General features: G+C 57.2%; 15 protein-coding genes and 2 tRNA genes. 14 read left to right on the plus strand and 3 right to left on the minus strand.

What is annotated here, in order from left to right; genetic code table 11:
- The first annotated feature begins 357 nt into the window (after window positions 1-357).
- The 11 genes from dnaN (at window position 358) to CVS28_RS08410 (ending at window position 11,344) form a co-directional block, all read left to right on the plus strand.
- Window positions 358-1,482: a DNA polymerase III subunit beta gene (gene dnaN / locus CVS28_RS08365; protein WP_103465126.1), complete on the plus strand. Its 1,125-nt coding sequence runs from the start codon at window positions 358-360 to the stop codon at window positions 1,480-1,482.
- A 53-nt stretch (window positions 1,483-1,535) separates the two neighbouring features.
- Window positions 1,536-2,423, plus strand: a complete 888-nt coding sequence (gene gnd, locus CVS28_RS08370) for a phosphogluconate dehydrogenase (NAD(+)-dependent, decarboxylating) (RefSeq protein WP_103465125.1) — start codon at window positions 1,536-1,538, stop codon at window positions 2,421-2,423.
- 21 nt (window positions 2,424-2,444) lie between these two features.
- The gene (gene recF / locus CVS28_RS08375) at window positions 2,445-3,665 is read left to right on the plus strand and encodes a DNA replication/repair protein RecF (protein WP_103481214.1); all 1,221 of its coding nucleotides are present in this window, start codon (window positions 2,445-2,447) and stop codon (window positions 3,663-3,665) included.
- Complete coding sequence (locus tag CVS28_RS08380) at window positions 3,658-4,248, plus strand: DciA family protein (RefSeq protein WP_103481215.1); 591 nt, start codon at window positions 3,658-3,660, stop codon at window positions 4,246-4,248. The genes recF and CVS28_RS08380 overlap by 8 nt, the downstream gene beginning before the upstream one ends.
- A gap of 335 nt (window positions 4,249-4,583) precedes the next feature.
- Complete coding sequence (gene gyrB / locus CVS28_RS08385) at window positions 4,584-6,671, plus strand: DNA topoisomerase (ATP-hydrolyzing) subunit B (protein ID WP_103465122.1); 2,088 nt, start codon at window positions 4,584-4,586, stop codon at window positions 6,669-6,671.
- A gap of 69 nt (window positions 6,672-6,740) precedes the next feature.
- Window positions 6,741-9,386 (plus strand): DNA gyrase subunit A, encoded by a 2,646-nt coding sequence (gyrA, locus tag CVS28_RS08390; protein ID WP_103465121.1) that lies wholly within the window; start codon window positions 6,741-6,743, stop codon window positions 9,384-9,386.
- Window positions 9,383-9,931: a DUF3566 domain-containing protein gene (locus CVS28_RS08395; RefSeq protein ID WP_103465120.1), complete on the plus strand. Its 549-nt coding sequence runs from the start codon at window positions 9,383-9,385 to the stop codon at window positions 9,929-9,931. Before gyrA ends, CVS28_RS08395 begins: the two co-directional genes overlap by 4 nt.
- A gap of 121 nt (window positions 9,932-10,052) precedes the next feature.
- Window positions 10,053-10,126 (plus strand) — tRNA-Ile (locus tag CVS28_RS08400).
- A gap of 48 nt (window positions 10,127-10,174) precedes the next feature.
- Window positions 10,175-10,282: a DLW-39 family protein gene (locus CVS28_RS20430; protein ID WP_370739490.1), complete on the plus strand. Its 108-nt coding sequence runs from the start codon at window positions 10,175-10,177 to the stop codon at window positions 10,280-10,282.
- Window positions 10,283-10,322: 40 nt separating this feature from the next.
- Window positions 10,323-10,398: transfer RNA gene (locus CVS28_RS08405), tRNA-Ala, on the plus strand.
- Window positions 10,399-10,471: 73 nt separating this feature from the next.
- Entirely contained in the window at window positions 10,472-11,344 is an 873-nt protein-coding gene (locus CVS28_RS08410) for a DMT family transporter (RefSeq protein ID WP_103465119.1), read from the plus strand.
- A 92-nt stretch (window positions 11,345-11,436) separates the two neighbouring features.
- Here CVS28_RS08410 and CVS28_RS08415 read toward each other — a convergent pair whose 3' ends face one another.
- On the minus strand, window positions 11,437-12,483 hold the full coding sequence (locus CVS28_RS08415; RefSeq protein WP_103481216.1) for a hypothetical protein: 1,047 nt from the start codon (window positions 12,481-12,483) through the stop codon (window positions 11,437-11,439).
- Window positions 12,484-12,622: 139 nt separating this feature from the next.
- On the opposite strand from CVS28_RS08415, the gene CVS28_RS08420 reads away from it, so the two are divergent.
- On the plus strand, window positions 12,623-13,165 hold the full coding sequence (locus CVS28_RS08420) for a peptidylprolyl isomerase (RefSeq protein WP_103465376.1): 543 nt from the start codon (window positions 12,623-12,625) through the stop codon (window positions 13,163-13,165).
- A 339-nt stretch (window positions 13,166-13,504) separates the two neighbouring features.
- On the plus strand, window positions 13,505-14,116 hold the full coding sequence (locus tag CVS28_RS08425) for a rhomboid family intramembrane serine protease (protein ID WP_306418483.1): 612 nt from the start codon (window positions 13,505-13,507) through the stop codon (window positions 14,114-14,116).
- Between the two features lie 94 nt (window positions 14,117-14,210).
- Here CVS28_RS08425 and CVS28_RS08430 read toward each other — a convergent pair whose 3' ends face one another.
- Both CVS28_RS08430 and CVS28_RS20295 read right to left on the minus strand, forming a co-directional pair.
- Window positions 14,211-14,759, minus strand: a complete 549-nt coding sequence (locus tag CVS28_RS08430) for a flavin reductase family protein (protein WP_103465116.1) — start codon at window positions 14,757-14,759, stop codon at window positions 14,211-14,213.
- A gap of 460 nt (window positions 14,760-15,219) precedes the next feature.
- Window positions 15,220-15,348, minus strand: coding sequence for a hypothetical protein (locus CVS28_RS20295; protein WP_279325063.1), 129 nt, complete (start codon window positions 15,346-15,348; stop codon window positions 15,220-15,222).
- Between CVS28_RS20295 and CVS28_RS08435 the strand changes: the two genes are divergently transcribed.
- The gene (locus tag CVS28_RS08435; RefSeq protein WP_165788107.1) at window positions 15,347-17,968 is read left to right on the plus strand and encodes a helix-turn-helix transcriptional regulator; all 2,622 of its coding nucleotides are present in this window, start codon (window positions 15,347-15,349) and stop codon (window positions 17,966-17,968) included. The two genes, CVS28_RS20295 and CVS28_RS08435, sit on opposite strands and share 2 nt — an antisense overlap.
- Window positions 17,969-18,090 lie beyond the last annotated feature (122 nt).

Consider the following 18,090-nt stretch of genomic DNA (forward strand, 5'->3'; position numbering starts at 1 on the left):
GTGGATCGTTAAATCCGGCCAGAAAGTTCTCCACCGCCGCCCACAGCCCAAAGCGGTGGGACCTCACAGGCTGTGCACAGGCAACTTCGGCTAGACCGCGTGGACAGGGGCAGTTATCCACAGTATCCACAGGACTTATTAACACTTCTAACTACAAGATTCATTCGTTTCAAACAACATTTACCTTTGCGCCGCCCAGCACCCTCGTTGAAGGAAAGTCCAATGCCCACGAGGGCCCATCAAGGGGCTAAGCTGTTGGAAAGTATGTAATTCCGATGGTTACACCAGACCCTTCCCAGGTCTGGTCAATCAGTGGTTCACCAAAATTTTTCGCACCATGAAAGGCGGCACCCTTCCGTGAAGTTCCGAGTCGAACGGGATGTTCTGACTGAAGCAGTCAGCTGGGCCGCACGATCCTTGTCACCACGCCCACCAGTTCCCGTACTGTCAGGGCTTTTGTTAAAAGCTGAAGCCGGAACTTTGAGCCTGGCTAGCTTTGACTACGAAATTTCGGCACGCTTGCAGATCCCTGCGGACATTTCTGAGGAAGGAACCATCCTGGTTTCCGGCCGTTTGTTGGCTGACATTTGCCGCAGCCTGCCGGCTGCACCGGTTGACGTTGAAACTGACGGCAACAAAGTCACCTTGACCTGCCGCAGCAGCCGTTTCCATTTGGCCACCATGCCAGTGGGAGACTACCCAGAATTGCCTGCCTTGCCTGAAGTCAGTGGAACCGTTGACGGCGAAGCATTCGCTCAGGCCGTTTCGCAGGTCATCATTGCCTCGAGCAAGGACGACACCTTGCCCATTCTCACTGGCGTGAAAATGGAAATTGAAGGCGACCTGATTACCTTGCTGGCAACGGACCGGTACCGTTTGGCACTCCGTGAAATTCGCTGGAACCCCAGCTCACCGAACATTTCAACGGGGGCTTTGGTCAAGGCTAAAACTCTGAGCGAAGTAGCCAAGACGTTGGGAAGCTCCGGAAATATCAACATCGCCCTTTCCCAGAACAGCGAGCTGATCGGTTTCGAAAGTGGCGGTCGCCGCACCACGTCATTGCTGGTTGACGGTGACTACCCCAAGATCCGTTCTTTGTTCCCCAGCGATACTCCCATCCACGCAACGGTGGAAACCCACGCATTGGCTGAAGCAGTTCGCCGTGTATCCCTGGTTGCCGAGCGGAACACCCCTGTCCGTTTGATCTTCACAGACGGTCAGCTGACACTCGACGCCGGAACTGGCGAGGATGCCCAGGCCTCGGAAAACCTTGAAGCAACGTTGGTGGGCGAGGACATCACAGTGGCTTTCAACCCGCACTACCTCAGCGAAGGTCTGAGTGCTTTTGACAGCAAGTACGTCAGGTTCTCCTTCACCTCGGCCCCCAAGCCGGCCATGCTCAGTGCGCAGGATGACATTGACGGTGAACGACGTGATGAATACCGCTACCTGGTTATGCCGGTGAGGTTGCCCAACCAGTAAGCCTCAGCAACGCTGCCGCACCAAGATCAGCCAAACACGGAAGAGAGACGAACGTGCATATTGGACTTGTTGGACTAGGAAAAATGGGCTTCAATATGAGGGCTCGCCTGCGTGCAGCGCAGATTGAGGTGACAGGTTTTGACAGGAACCCAGCAGTCACCGATGTAGCCTCAATGGCTGAATTGGTGGCTGCTGTTCCTGCTCCCAGGCTCATTTGGGTCATGGTCCCTTCAGGGGATATCACTTCCTCGGTCATCACCGAACTGTCGGTGTTGATGGACGCTGGTGATTTGCTGGTGGATGGCGGAAACTCACGATTCACTGAGGACCAAAAGCACGGTGCCATGCTCGCTGAAAAGAACATCGGATTCATCGATGTTGGCGTGTCTGGTGGGGTCTGGGGTCTGGAAAATGGTTACGGACTGATGGCAGGCGGATCCAAGGAGAACGTTGCATGGGCACTTCCCGTTTTGGATGTGCTCCGCCCCGAAGGTGAACGGGCCGACAGCTTTGTTCACGTGGGAGACATTGGTGCAGGGCACTACGCCAAGATGGTTCACAACGGCATCGAGTACGGCTTGATGCAGGCCTACGCCGAAGGCTATGAGCTGCTCGCGAAGAAGGAAATCATCGAAGACCTGCCGGGCACTTTCCGTGCATGGCAAAAAGGGACAGTTGTCCGTTCCTGGCTGCTGGACCTCATGGTGAAGGCACTGGATGAGGATCCGGGGCTCGAATCGATCGATGACTACGTTGAAGATTCCGGTGAAGGCAGGTGGACCGTTGAGGAAGCCATTGCCAATGCCGTCCCGGCACCAGCCATCACGGCGGCGCTTTTTGCCAGGTTCTCTTCGCGGGAAGATAACTCGCCGGCCATGAAGATGGTCTCGGCCTTGCGCCACCAATTTGGTGGACACGCCACAAAACCTGCGGGTTCCTAACAGTGGATAATTCTCAGCTCAATGTATCTTGAACATCTTTCCCTCACCGATTTCCGCAGTTACACCCAGGTGGATCTAACGCTTAGCCCCGGTGTAACTGTGCTTGTTGGTTCCAACGGTTTGGGCAAAACTAATCTGGTGGAAGCGATCGGCTATCTTTCAACCCTTTCTTCCCACAGAGTAAGCCAGGACGGGCCTCTTTTGCGCTTCGGCACTGAACGGGCCCTCATCCGGGCACAGTTGGTTCGCGCCGAGCAAAAGGTCATGGTGGAGGTGGAAATCAACGCCTCACGGGCCAACCGTGCACGCATCAATCGGGCCAACCCGATCAGGTCCCGCGATATTTTGGGTATCTGCCGGACCGTCCTGTTTGCGCCGGAGGATTTGGCCTTGGTAAAGGGTGATCCCGGGAACCGGCGCCGGTTTTTGGATGACCTGTTGGTTGTTTTGATGCCTAGGCATGCTGCCACGCGCAGCGACTATGACAGGGTACTCAAACAGCGCAATGCACTGTTGAAGTCCGCAAGGGCAGCCCATTTTTCCCGATCGGGTGTCCCGGAAGTTCAGCTGGCAACCTTGGATGTGTGGGACCAGCACCTGGCCGCCGTTGCCGCAAATTTGTTGGCTGCCAGGCTCGATTTACTCAACCGCCTGCGCCCCCACATGGCCGAGGCTTATGCCCAGCTGACCGATGGTTCCAAACTTTTGCGGGCCAACTACCTCAGCAGTTTGGCTGACACTTCCGCGCACGACGGCGCCTCCCCCGACACTTTCGGTGTCGCCGATGCTCCTGGTGCAGGCGAAAACGTGGATCTTTCGCTTTTCAGTGTGGAAGAACTTGCGTCGATGTATGGTGCCGAGCTGCAGAGGTCCCGTGCCCGTGAACTTGACCGCGGTATGTCATTGGTGGGGCCGCACAGGGATGAGTTGGACCTGCTTCTGGGCCAGGCCCCGGCCCGCGGCTATGCTTCCCATGGGGAATCCTGGTCCATTGCCCTGGCGCTGCGGCTTGCCTCATTCCATGTACTTGATGAAGACAAACATGTGGCCGGAAACCAGCCCATCCTGATTCTTGATGATGTTTTTGCTGAACTCGATGCCCAACGGCGGAAAAAATTGGCAGTGATGGTTGGCTCGGCCGAACAGGTTTTGGTGACAGCTGCCGTGGCAGAAGATATTCCCGAGGAGCTGTCCGGCTCCAAGGTCCAGGTCATTCCAGGTGGAGTGGTTCCCCATGAGTGAGGATCCCAACGGTCCCTCAAGCAGCGACCCCACGGGAATAGGACGCAGCAAACTCGCGGCAGCCACGGACCATGTCACAGAAGTGGATGCGGCCCAGGCAGCCCTGAACCGGATGCGCACCATCGCCAAAAGCCGTGGCGAATTGCGGATCCCCCGAAGCAGATTGGGTGAAAAGGCCACGCCCAAGGCAAAACGGCAGCCGTTTCTCGATGCCAAATATGGCGGCGGCAGGGATCCTTTGGGGCTGGGCAACGTTGTGAGCCGGCTGGTCTCGGACCGTGGGTGGAGTTCCCCGCTGGCCGTGGGCTCGGTCATGGCGCAGTGGGACACGTTGGTGGGACCGGAGATAGCAGCCCACTGCCAGCCGGAGAGTTTTGAAGCAACAACGCTTCACGTCAGATGTGATTCCACCAGCTGGGCCACCCAGTTGCGGTTGCTATCATCGTCACTGTTGGCCAAATTTGACGCCGATCTTGGCCGGGGCGTGGTGACAAAAATTCTTGTGCTGGGACCTGCCGCACCAAGTTGGCGCAAGGGTTTCCGCACTGTGAAGGGCCGTGGTCCCCGGGACACTTACGGGTAGATCCGGCTGCGGCAGCCAAACAGTAACCGAGCTAGCCAGGCCGCTGTAGGACGATTCAAACCCCTCACGCCGTACATCCCCTTAAAGATGGAATAACAATTGCGTTCTAAGGCGCTTTTCTGCCCAGCTAGGGCACGTTGAGGGCACATATACACCAGCCTCAAGGTAGAATTGGACCATAACCGTCTCTCTGCGGCGCTGTGGCTCGTTTTTAGTTTCGTTGAGAGCGGTATTTATCTGCCTTCAACGAGGACTCGATGCACGGGCAAGTGAAAGTCTTGCCCTGTCTCAACGTTGGCAATCGAGCTGAACAATAAGAGGGGTCGAACGCGCCTGTGACGACGAATAATTCGGATAGTGCCGTGAATCCAGAGTCGGTAAACACGCAGCCTAGTGAGGTTGCAGTAACCGAAAAGCCAGCGGACACCAGTCACTATGACGCCAGTGACATCACTGTGCTGGAGGGCTTGGAAGCCGTCCGCAAGCGTCCTGGCATGTACATCGGTTCCACTGGCCTGCGCGGTTTGCATCACTTGGTCTACGAAGTGGTGGACAACTCCGTCGATGAGGCTCTTGCCGGCTACTGCGACCACATTGAGATCACCCTGACAGCCAGCGGTGGTGTCAAAGTGGTGGACAACGGCCGTGGCATTCCGGTTGACATTCACCCCACCGAGGGCAAGCCCACGGTTGAAGTTGTCATGACCATCCTGCACGCGGGTGGAAAATTCGGTGGCGGCGGCTACGCAGTTTCTGGTGGTCTGCACGGTGTGGGCATTTCCGTTGTCAACGCCCTGTCACGGCGGGTCGACACCGAAGTTCGGCGCAAGGGATTCGTTTGGCGGATGAGCTTTGCCGACGGCGGCAAGCCCCAGGGCACGCTGGTCAAGGGCGAAGCCACCACCGAAACTGGAACAACGCAGACGTTCTATCCGGACCCGGAGATCTTTGAATCGATTGAGTTTGATTTTGAGACCCTGCGTGCCCGTTTCCAACAGATGGCGTTCCTGAACAAGGGTCTGAAGATCACGCTCACCGACGAGCGTGAAGTGAATGCTGTCCACGATGAAGACCCCGATCTGGATGCCATCCCTGAAGGCAAGGATGTCACCACCGGCAAGCGCGAGGTCATCTACCAATACGTGGACGGGCTGCTTGACTACGTTAAACACCTGAACACATCGAAGAAGTACGAGCCCGTCCACGAGGACGTCATCGCCTTCGAAACTGAGGATTCCTCACGCAGCATGGCTGTGGAAATTGCCATGCAGTGGACCACCTCGTTCTCCGAGAGCGTCCACACCTATGCAAACACCATCAACACCCATGAAGGTGGAACCCACGAGGAGGGCTTCCGCGCAGCTATGACCTCGTTGATCAACAGGTATGCGCGCGAGAAGAACATCATCAAGGAAAAGGATGACAACCTCACCGGTGACGACATCCGTGAAGGCCTCACTGCCGTCATCTCGGTGAAGCTCTCCGAGCCGCAGTTTGAGGGCCAGACCAAGACCAAGTTGGGCAACTCCGAGGTCAAGGGCTTTGTTCAGCGCGTCGTCACCGATGGTTTGGGTGACTGGCTGGAGCGCAACCCCGGCCCGGCCAGGGACGTCATTCGCAAGTCCATCCAGGCCTCCATGGCCCGATTGGCTGCCCGCAAGGCTCGCGAAAACACCCGACGCAAGGGCTTGTTGGAGTCCGGCGGCATGCCGGGCAAGCTCAAGGATTGCCAGTCCAAGGATCCTGCGCTTTCAGAGATTTACATTGTGGAGGGTGACTCAGCTGGTGGTTCGGCGGTGCGAGGTCGCAACCCAACCACGCAGGCCATCTTGCCGTTGCGCGGAAAAATCCTGAACGTGGAGCGTGCCCGCCTCGACCGTGCCTTGGGGAATACCGAAGTTCAGGCCATGATTACAGCCTTCGGCGCCGGCATTGGTGAAGATTTTGATGTCAACAAGGCCCGGTATCACAAGATTGTTTTGATGGCTGATGCTGACGTTGATGGCCAGCACATCACCACCTTGTTGCTGACTCTGCTGTTCCGCTACATGCGTCCGCTGATAGAAAGCGGCTACGTGTACCTGGCCCAGCCGCCGCTGTACCGGATCAAGTGGTCCAATGCGCCTCACGACTACGTCTACAGTGACAAGGAACGTGACGCGGCGTTGGTTGCCGGAGCTGCTGCGGGGCGTCGCATCCCCAAGGACAACGGAATCCAGCGTTACAAGGGCCTCGGTGAAATGGACTACACGGAGCTGTGGGACACCACCATGGACCCGGAACACCGCACCTTGCTGCAGGTCACCATGGACGATGCCGCCGAAGTGGACACGGTTTTCTCCACCCTCATGGGCGAAGACGTTGAATCACGACGTAACTTTATTCAGCAAAACGCCAAGGACGTAAGGTTCCTCGACATCTAGCCAGGGCAAGATATACCCCCTAGTTATAGAGCGAATCAGACATATATTGCGAATGGAATATAAAGAACTATGAGTGACGAAACACCTCAGAATCCAGACGATATTTCCGTGGATGCCACGGGAAATGACGTCCTTGAAGGCAATGTAATGCACGACAAGATTGAGCAAATTGATCTCCAGGAGGAGATGAAACGCTCCTACCTCGACTACGCCATGGCGGTCATCGTGGGCCGCGCGCTCCCCGACGTCCGTGATGGGCTCAAGCCTGTGCACCGCCGCGTGCTGTACGCCATGTTCGACGGCGGATACCGCCCCGAGCGCTCCTTCAACAAGTGCGCCCGCGTGGTGGGTGAAGTCATGGGTCAGTACCACCCCCATGGCGACAGCTCCATTTACGATGCCTTGGTACGCCTGATCCAAGACTGGACCATGCGCTACCCCTTGGCACTGGGACAGGGCAACTTTGGCTCACCGGGCAATGACGGCGCTGCTGCGCCTCGTTACACCGAAACAAAAATGGCACCCATCGCCATGGAAATGGTCAGGGACATCGACGAGGAAACCGTCGATTTTCAGGACAACTATGACGGCAAGAACCAAGAGCCCACCATTTTGCCCTCAAGGTTCCCGAACCTTCTGGTCAACGGTTCCTCGGGCATTGCCGTGGGTATGGCCACCAATATTCCCCCGCACAACCTCCGCGAAGTTGCCGAGGGCGTCCAATGGTACTTGGCCAACCCCAATGTGGGACGCGAAGAACTCCTGGAGGCACTCATTGAGCGTGTCAAGGGCCCCGACTTCCCCACAGGTGCCCAGATTTTGGGCCGCAAGGGCATCGAAGATGCTTACAGGACTGGCCGTGGTTCCATCACCATGCGTGCTGTGGTTAACGTTGAAGAAATTCAGGGCCGCACCTGCTTGGTAGTTACCGAACTGCCGTTCCAGGCCAACCCTGACAATTTGGCCATCAAGATCGCCGATCTGGTCAAGGACGGCAAGATTTCCGGCATCGCTGACCTCCGTGACGAGACTTCCGGACGCACGGGCCAGCGCCTGGTTGTCGTGCTCAAGCGCGACGCCGTAGCGAAGGTTGTTCTGAACAACCTGTACAAGCACACTCAGCTGCAGGAAAACTTCAGCGCCAACATGTTGGCCATCGTTGACGGTGTCCCCCGCACGCTGCCCTTGGATGCTTTTATTCGCCACTGGGTAACCCACCAGATGGACGTCATTGTCCGCCGCACCAGATTCCGCCTGCGCAAGGCGGAAGAAGAAGCTCACATTCAGCGCGCACTGTTGAAGGCCCTTGACGCCCTTGACGAGGTCATCGCGTTGATTCGACGCTCATCCACCACGGAGGAAGCCCGCGACGGCTTGATCCAGCTGCTGGACATTGATGAGATCCAGGCCAAGGCCATTTTGGACATGCAGCTGCGCCGTTTGGCAGCCTTGGAACACCAAAAGATCACTGATCGCCACAACGTGCTCGAGGGCATGATCACCGAGTTCAACCGAATCCTGGCCGATCCTGAAATTCAGCGGGGTATCGTCAGCGACGAACTAGCTGAAATCACTGCCCGCTTTGGTGATGACCGCCGCACCGAAATTATGATGGGCTACGACCCCAACATGAGCATGGAAGACCTCATCCCTGAAGAGGAAATGGTTGTCACCATTACCCGGGGCGGCTATGTAAAGCGCACCCGAAGCGATAACTACCGTTCCCAGCACCGTGGCGGTAAGGGGGTCAAGGGAGCAGCGCTGAGGGGCGACGACGTCGTCGAGCATTTCTTTGTCACCACCACCCACCACTGGCTGCTGTTCTTCACCAACCTGGGCCGCGTCTACCGGGCCAAGGCCTACGAGCTCGCTGAAGCCGGCCGTGACGCCAAGGGACAGCACGTGGCGAACCTGCTGGCCTTCCAGCCTGACGAGAAAATCGCCCAGGTCATGGAGCTCAAGGACTACCAGCAGTCCCCCTACCTGGTACTGGCCACCAAGAACGGTCTTGTCAAGAAGACTTCCTTGGCGGACTACGACACCAACCGTTCGGCTGGAGTCATTGCCATCAATCTGCGCGACGGTGATGAGCTGGTCTCAGCCCAGCTGGTGTCCGACAGCGACGACCTGCTGCTGGTGTCCCGCAAGGGCCAATCCATCCGGTTCACCGCCAGCAATGAGGCGTTGCGGCCCATGGGCAGGGCAACATCGGGCGTCACGGGCATGAAATTCCGTGACTTTGATGAACTTCTTGCCGCCGATGTTGTCACCGAAGACTCATATGTGTTTATTGTCACGGAGGGTGGCTATGCAAAGCGCACAGCCGTCAGTGAATACCGCTTGCAGGGTCGAGGCGGTTTGGGCATCAAGGTTGCCAAGCTCGCCGACGACCGCGGAGACCTGGTTGGTGCCTTGATTGTTCAAGAGGATGACGAGGTTTTGGTCGTGATGAGCGGCGGCAAGGTGGTGCGCTCCAACGTCTCGGAAGTGCCCGCCAAAGGCCGTGACACCATGGGTGTCATCTTTGCCAAGCCGGACAAGAACGACCGCATCATTGAGGTGGCCCGAAACAGCGAGCGGGGCCTTGATGACGAAGATGAGTCAGTACAAACTGACGTCCCTGAAGAATCCGTTGAGGGTGCTCTCGAAGGTGAGCCTCAGCTTGATGAAGTACCGTTAAGCAACGAAGATGGAACAACTGGAGGTACCGATTGAGCGCCAATAACCCGATTCCGCGGCCTGGTTCCGCCCCGAGGGTAGGTGCTCCGGCGCGCCCTCCGCAGCGGCCTGGCGTTGCTCCGGCAACCACCACGAGTGCTGCGGCGAAGCGCCCAGCACCTAAGCCAGCGCCCAAAACAGCGCCGGCGCTGGTCAAGCCCGCACCCAAGGCAAAAGCCCGCCGAGCACGCCTTTTGGTGAGCAAAGTTGAGCCGTGGTCCGTGCTGAAGATGGCGTTCCTGCTGTCGGTTGCACTGGGCATCGTCACCGTTGTGGCTTCCATTGTGCTGTGGACGGTGCTGGACACCATTGGGTTGTTTGACACTGTCAACTCCTTCATCAATGACATTCAGGGCAAGGAGGGCGGCACACCCATTGACCTGTTGACGATTGTGTCACTGGGCCAGGTTGCGTCGTTCTCAACGATCGTTGCCGTGGTGAATGTCTTGCTGCTGACAACCCTTTCGGTGCTTTCAGCGTTCCTGTACAACATCTCGGCCACCTTGGTCGGCGGCATCGGCGTTACCCTGACCGATGACTAACAGGTAGAAATATCGCCAAAATCCCTTGAATCGGCGGGTCCGAGCAGGCCTAGGACCCGCCGATTTGGGATTTTGGGAAAGTGTGCGGTAAAGTTTTGTCTCGGCCCGAACAGGGCCGGAAGGGCGCATAGCTCAGGCGGTTAGAGCGCTTCGCTGATAACGAAGAGGTCCCAGGTTCAAGTCCTGGTGCGCCCACGGAACCTAAAGGTTCTTAGGCAAGGATGGTTTGTAGTGAAGAAGTTGATGATCTTGGTCGCAGCTCTCAGTGCAGCGGTTTTCTTGAATAAGAAGCGGCGGGAATCCAAAGTTGCGAAGGCAACCTGGAGCAAGGCAACTGATTCAGTCAATTGAATCTTTTGAACTTGTTACAGATATACTGAACAAGCCTCATGGGGGCATGGCGCAATTGGTAGCGCACCTGCTTTGCAAGCAGGGGGTTCGGGGTTCGAGTCCCCGTGCCTCCACCATGGGAAACAACCCCGGTCTTTGGACCGGGGTTGTTTTGTCTTAAGCCTGTAGGTCACCCCCTACGCTTGAGGGGTGATATTTTTCCTGGCCATCGTAGGGATCCTGGGCGTTTCGGCCTCCGGTCCCATCATGGCAGCCACTGCAGCCCCCGCACTGACCATTGCCTTGTGGCGCAACGTGTTGGGTGCACTAGCCCTAGGCACCCCGGCTCTCATTAAGAATCCTGGGTTTTTAAAGGCGTTGACCCGCCAGGAACTGAAATACACAGCCATTGCTGCAACTGCCTTGGCACTGCACTTCGCCTGTTTCATCACCTCCGTAAAAATGACCAGTGTGGCGGTCGCTACGGCCTTGGTGTGCCTTCAGGCGGCGTGGATAGCCCTCTTCCAGTGGATCAGGGGCTCAAAGCCGCCTCGTCCCATTCTGCTGGGATTGGGCGCCGCCATGCTTGGCGTAGTGGTCATCACAGGCTTTGACATGGGAGTGTCCCGCGAAGCCTTGGTAGGAGACGTTCTGGCGCTTGCAGGAGGCGCCCTGGCAGCGGTTTACACCTTGGCGGGGGCCAAGGCCCGCAAAAGCCTTTCCACGGGCGTTTATTCAAGCCTCTGCTATGGCCTGTGCTCGGTGATTTTGCTGCTGATGTGTTTTGCTTTTGGCCAGCCACTGGTGGACATCCCCGCCGAGGCCTGGTGGGGGATCGTGGGCGTCACTGTGGCGGCCCAACTTTTTGGCCACACCATCTTCAACTACCTGCTGGCCACCATTTCGCCGCTGGTGGTGTCCATGATGATTCTGGTGGAGATTCCAGGAGCCGCTATTTTGGCTGCTATTTTCCTTGCCGAAGCCCTGCCGCCGGGAACCTACCTAGGACTTGGCCTAATTTTGGCAGGCCTGGCAGTGGTCATTCTGCGCCAGGGACGCAGCGGACTCAAACAGGAAAGATGATCTGCACCCTCAGATGACCCGTTAAACAACGGCAGGTGCCCGGATCAAGGATCCGGGCACCTGCCGTTTCATGCTCTGTTGCGCGCTGGAAGCTAGCTCTTGGGCCCTGTGGGCTTGGGCTTGGGAGTTCCATCGCCCACCGCGTCGGTGACAGCGTGTTTTGCCGTAGACGCGGCCCCAGCCGCAGCTTCCTTGGCCTTGGTAACGGCCTCGGCGGCACTCTCCTTGGCTTTCTCAATTGAGTCAGACTCAACTGCGTCAGAGGAGTCCTTGACGATCTCTGCCGCCTTCTCCTTCACGGTCCCGGCGGCGTTCTTGGCGCCTTCGCTGATTTTCTCAACAACGTCTTCAACAGCGTTTTCGACGTCCTTCTCAGCGTCGCGGTTAGCAGGAACCGGCGCCGGCACTGAAGGGGGAACCGCAGCTGGCGCAACGGGGGCGGGCGTCTTCCACGGATCAGCCACTGGCTTTGAAGCCTTCCATGCAGCTACACCCGCGGCACTGGCGGCAGCAACAATGCCCACAATGATCCAGCCCTTGTGGCTCTTCTTCGTTCCCTTGCTGGCTTTGTGCAACTCGGCAGCCAGTTTCTTGCTCGCCTGCGACGCGGCCTTTTCAGCCTTCGCCAGAGCCTTCTTGTTGCCTGTGAGTTTCGCCGCAGCAATCTCTACCTGGTGGGTCATCGCTGAACTGTCCAACGCCGAACCAACAGCGTGGGCTGCTACACCCAACTTGCTCGAAACCCTGGGGATGAAGTCATCCACCACTTTGTCCTTGGCCGAGGTGATGGCCGGAGCTGTCTTGTCCAACACCTCTTGAATATGCGGGGTAGCCCCGTCGACGGCGTCGGAAATGCGTGGCGCAAGCTTCTCGAGGCCTTCCTGGAGCTTCGGTGTGACGGCAGCAACGCCGTCGGCCGTGTACTGGGCAGCCTTGCGAAGACCGTCCTGAACCATGGGGGAAGCTTGTTCAATGCCCCTCTCAATGCGCGGAACAGCCCAGTTCAAGGCAGCCTCCACCCGCGGAGCTGTCCAGTCCTTGGCGTTTTCAACATGCGGAGAAGCCCACTCGATGGCATTGTCAACACCAGTAGTGAGTGAATCTTCCAGGCCTTGGGTAAAGCGGTCAACCTTCTTCACGTTTCCTCCAGATATTCAGCTGTTTCAAGGCTTAGCCTACGTCTCCTGCTGCCTGCTTGCTATCCCTGGACAGTTCGCCTGACGCGGAATGCGCCCGGTAAGCGTGAAAATCTTCAGCATGGCATGGCAGAATATCGCCATGACTGCTATCCCAACCGCAAAAGCAACTATCAGCACAAGCCTTGGCGATATCGAGGTGAACCTCTTTGGTAACCACGCGCCCAAGACAGTGGCCAACTTTGTTGGTCTGGCGACCGGAACCGTTGAGTGGACCCACCCGGGTACGGGTGAGAAGACCAACGCGCCGCTCTACAACGGCACCATCTTTCACCGCATCATCAAGGACTTCATGATCCAGGGTGGAGACCCCTTGGGTCGCGGAATTGGCGGCCCCGGCTTCCAGTTCGACGACGAGATCAACCCCGATCTGAACTTCAACGATCCCTACAAGTTCGCCATGGCAAATGCCGGCATCCAGGGCGGCCGCGGCACCAACGGTTCACAGTTCTTCATCACCACTGTCAACACCAGCTGGCTTCAGGGCAAGCACACCATCTTCGGTGACGTCACAGATGAGGCCTCACGGGCAATTGTTGACGCCATTGAAGGCGTGGCAACAGGCGCAGGCGACAAGCCGCGTGAAGATGTTGTCATCAACTCCATCACGGTTGAACAGCTCTAACAAGCTCGTAATCTCCATGGCTTTGGCCGCCGGATTCCTTGTGGGATCCGGCGGCTGAGGCCTTCCTTGTTTTTCGTTAGGACCCAATCCATGAGTTCTGCTTTCCCACCTCCGGGCGCCCCCTCAGAGGCTCCCGTATGCCCTCGCCACCCAGAACGGGTCTCCTATGTGAGCTGCCAGCGTTGCGGGCGGCCAACATGCCCGGAGTGCCAGCGCAGCGCGGCTGTGGGAATTCAGTGTGTGGATTGCGTGCGGGAATCCGCGAAGTCGACCCCATCCCGACGGACCATTTTCGGTGGTGTAGTGCGCACCGGGCGGCCGGTGGCCACCATTACCCTGATGGCAATTTGTGTTGTTGCCTTCGCGCTGGACTGGGCTATTCCCAATGGCTTTGTGTTCCAGAATTTTGCCTATGCACCATTTTTGACCGAGTCCGAACCGTGGCGCATGGTGACCAGCGCCTTCCTGCATTCGAGCAACATCATGCACATCGCCTTCAACATGTACGCGCTTTGGATTCTGGGCAACGCCTTGGAACCAGCCTTTGGCCGGGCCCGCTATGTGGCCTTGTACCTTGTCAGTGCCTTTGCGGGTTCGGTCGGCGTGCTGCTGATCTCGCCGCTGGACACAGTGGTTGTTGGCGCCTCGGGAGCCGTATTTGGTCTGTTTGGTGCACTGTTTGTGGTGCAGAAGAAACGTGGCGGCGATCTTCGGCAAATCGTTGTATTGCTGCTCATCAACGCGGCCATTGGATTCATCATTCCAGGCATCGCTTGGCAGGCCCACCTTGGCGGGTTGATTGCAGGTGCGCTCTGCGCCGCCGCCATAGCCTACGCGCCGGCCAAGAACCGCAACCTCATCCAGTGGGGCGGCATCGCTGCCGTCCTTGTTCTGCTGATCGGGCTGACCTTCTACAAGGTTTCCACGTTCCCCAACTTCATAGTGGGCTAGTGAATTCTGCTGATCGACTCGGGTCGGGGGCGGGCATGGACATCCATGCCCGCCCCCGACCTTTTTAGCAGCCCTTGGAGCGCCCGCCCGCGAATTACTTCAGCCGGCGGTAGTCTCCGCCGTAGTGCAGCAGGGGCGACAATTCTTTGCTCCAGGGTGCGTCTTCGCCCATGGAAAGCACATGTCCCACCACCAACACGTGGGTGGCCGCTTCATGGACTGCAGTGGTTTCCACCTCAAAGTAGGCCAGCGCGCCCGCGATCACGGCGTTGCCTGTCATCGGCCCGCGCCTAAAATCAATCTGCTGGAGCAGCCCCTCAACAGGTGTTCCAGGGCTGGCCAACCAGTTTGCGTGGCCCTTCTGCTCAGCCGTCAGTAGAGACAAGGCCCAGGATCCCGACTCCAACACTGCCAATGCGATCCGAGATTCCGCGTACAGGCTCACCAGCAATGTCGGAGGGTCGTAGGAGACTGACAGAAAAGAACTGACGGTTGCAGCAAGATCGCGGTTGCGCACGGAGGTGCTGATGATGGCAACGCCACCGGCCTGTTCTGCAGTGAGCCGGCGGTACTCGTCTATCTGATCTTGTTCAGGGTGCTGTGGGAAAACTCTGTGGATATCAAGGGGATCGGATATTTCCATGGCTCCATGGTTGCACGTATCCACAGTTGTCCACAGCACTATCCACAGTTGGGCATAACTTACAGAGCTGTAGTTCGAGTACTTTAAAACTACTCGAACTACTAGTTATCCCCATAGTTTTGCACATTGGGCATAAGTTACACACATGTAATTCCACAGCTGTGGATTACTTTCCTGACGCAGTTTTTCGTACTTTCGGACCAAACCGCCACAAAGTTATCCACTTCTGTGGATAACTTTGTGAACAACTATGGATAACCACAGCTTCGAAGACGGGCTGTGGATAGTTCGAATGGGTTTTCAACGTCGGTGGATAAGTCTGTGGGTTGTGGGAAAAAGTTACACACAGTGTGGATAACCTTGGGGATAGTGACCTATATTTCGTTTCGCGGGACTAATACGGCATCCCTATCGACACAATCACCAACACGTACTTAGACTAAGGACAGTGTTATTGGCCTCACCTGGACCAGCTGCCAGCCACGGCGGCGGTGGCGCCACGCTTCGGCTGGACGCACAGGTCTTGGTACATGAAATGGGGATGTGTGGCCCGCGGGGCAAATATTGGGGAAATAGTTGAGCTACTCATGGACAGCACCTCCAAAGGTGTCCTCATAGTAGGTTCCAGAGGCACGGGAAAAACGTGGATACTCGGTCAGCTTCTGGCCGCCCTTGGCCCGGACGTTGTGACTATCAGGCTCTCGGCCAGCAAATCCTTGGCCGCCATACCTTTTGGTGCCGTCAATGCCCGGGTGGGCACAAGTGTGATCCGCAGCAGTGACTACTATGAGGTCCTGAACGGACTTATGGATCAGATCCATGCATCGGCAGAGGGCGCCAGTCAGGTGCTGTTGATGGTGGACAATGCCGAACATTTGGATTCCCAGAGCACGGCCATCATTCTCCAAGTGGTCATGTCCTCGAGCGCCAAATTGATCCTGGTGGACCAACACGGCAGCCATCAAAGTCATTTGAGGGAACTATGGCGTGATGGGCACTTGTCCCGCTTTGAATTGGCACCGCTCAAGCCCGAAGATGTGCAAGATTTCCTTGAAGGACTGCTGGGCGGCAAAGTAGCGCGCCCAACAACCGACTATCTAACCAGCCGTTCGGGCGGGAATCCACTGATTTTGAATGGCTTGGTGGCTGGCGCCCAAGAAGAGGGTTCCCTACGCAAAGTCAACAATGTGTGGATTTTGGCTCACCCGGCCGATCGGCTCGGTTCGGAATCTTGGGAATACCTGCAGATGGATCTGGACCACGTGCCTGCGCCATCCCGACGCATCATTGAAATTCTGGCTCTGGCCGGCCCATTGCCATTGGATGTGCTCCTTGATCTAACCAGCCCCGACGTGGTGGATGATATTCAACAGCGTGAACTAGTGGTCATTGTGCCCGGCGTATGTTTAACCATGCGCCTGGCACGGGCCGCCACGGCGGCACCCATCCGGGCGGCGATTCCGGTGGGAAGCAGTCGCCGGCTCTATGCCGACGTTTCAAAGGTCGTGCCCCCGGAACAGCATGGCAATCCGGAATTCATCGTCAACTTCACCCGATGGGCCTTGGACTGCGGGGTCCCCGTCGGTGATGGGCAAATCTTGGCGGCGGCCACATGGGCGAACCGGCTCATGCGCCCCTTGGAGGCCCTGCAATTTTGCTCCATCAAAGTAGATGCTAACCACTCCGCGGCGTTGTTGGCACAGCAATCCATTGCCCGACTGAACCAAAACCATAAAGATGTGGCACGCTCGCTCGCACTGCAGGCGCTTGCTCTGGCACCAACACCGGAGATTGCCGCCAGCGCCTTGCATGCAGTGCATCTGAGCCACCTGTCGCATTTGGACTACGAGACCATCTTTGATGGTGCCCTGAAGAATTTTGAAAGCCGATTTTCTCCGGTGATCCTGCAGGAATCCTCTACCCGGGCTGACATCGAAGTGCTAATCCTGTGTGCCTTTAGGGATGTGGCGGTAGGGGACAGTGTTCGGGCAAGTGAGAATATTGAAGCATTGCTGCGGCACCCGCTGACAGCCAACATCAGCGATCAAACGGCCTTGAAATCATTGATGGGTGAGATTCTCAGCGCCACCGGCCGGATGAGCTCAGCCGTGCTGACAGCCATGGAAGTAATCGCCAATCTGAGCCGCCCTGAGGGATTCCCTCGTCCAGATATAGCCCTGCTGGCCTATGCCAGATCTGTTGCCGTCTTCATATACGACGGCGCCTGGGAGCATGTGCGCGGGGCCCTGGAACCTTCAACGTTTACCAATCCTGACCTCATGCTGTTTTCAGGCGGGCTGAAAGACTTGGCAGCTGCCATGGTGCAGTGCCGCCGTGGCCACGTCGAGGAAGCCATTGTGGCGTTGAACGCGGCAGTGGGGGTTTTGTCTGACTATGATCCCTGGTCGGTACTGCATTCGGCACTTGGGCTGCTGGCCTATTGTCTGGCGATGCGTGGGGACATTGCTGGTTCGCAAGAACGCTTGAGCCAGTTGGCAGCCCTCAATCGGCGCAGCAACAAGTTTTACTACTTGGAAGGAGCGGCCTACGCTGCGGCGGCCCAATTCATGTCAGGCCAATCCGAGCTGGGCCTGGCACGGTTGAGGCATCTGCAACGTGAGTGTGCCACTCGGGGCTTTCTTGGCATCGAGCTGACTGTTTTGTCACTCATGGTTCGTGTGGGTGATGCTGCGGCCGTGCTTAGGCTATTCGAGGTGGCCAGGCTATTGGAGTCCGGCAGTAAAGGGTTCTTCGAAGAATGGTCCAGTGCCATGCGATCACAGGAACCGGCAGGCCTTGACAAGGCAAGCAACACCGCCATGGCATATGGTTTTGAGCTTATTGCCGTTGAGCTGGCCACCCTTGCCCTGAAGAAGTTCAACGATCACGGCAAGGTTCACAAAAGCCGCAAGACAGCCAGCAAGGTCGTGGCCATGCGGGAAAAGATGCCAGGGCTGGTGTCGCCGGTTTTTCAGGCCATCGATCAGCCCCAAATGACCCGCCGCGAGCACCAGATAGCACTATTGGTGGCCCAAGGGGAGTCCAACAATTTCATTGCAGACAGGCTGAATGTTTCATTGCGCACCATTGAAGGACACCTCTACAGGACATTTATTAAATTGGACATTCAGTCTAGGGAGCAATTGGCCACCAAAATCAACGGTGGAGACGACACTTCCGAGCAACACTCGGATGTTCTCTACTCCTAGACCCCTTTGACGTTCTAATACACACCAATGTCGGTGTTTTTCCGGGCCACGATGAACCGCTGGAACAATTCGGATCTGACAGGGGTGGGTTTTGTGCCATCAGGTTGTTGTTGCCCTGTGCA

The sequence above is a fragment of the Arthrobacter glacialis genome (genome assembly GCF_002909415.1).
Lineage (GTDB): Bacteria > Actinomycetota > Actinomycetes > Actinomycetales > Micrococcaceae > Specibacter > Specibacter glacialis.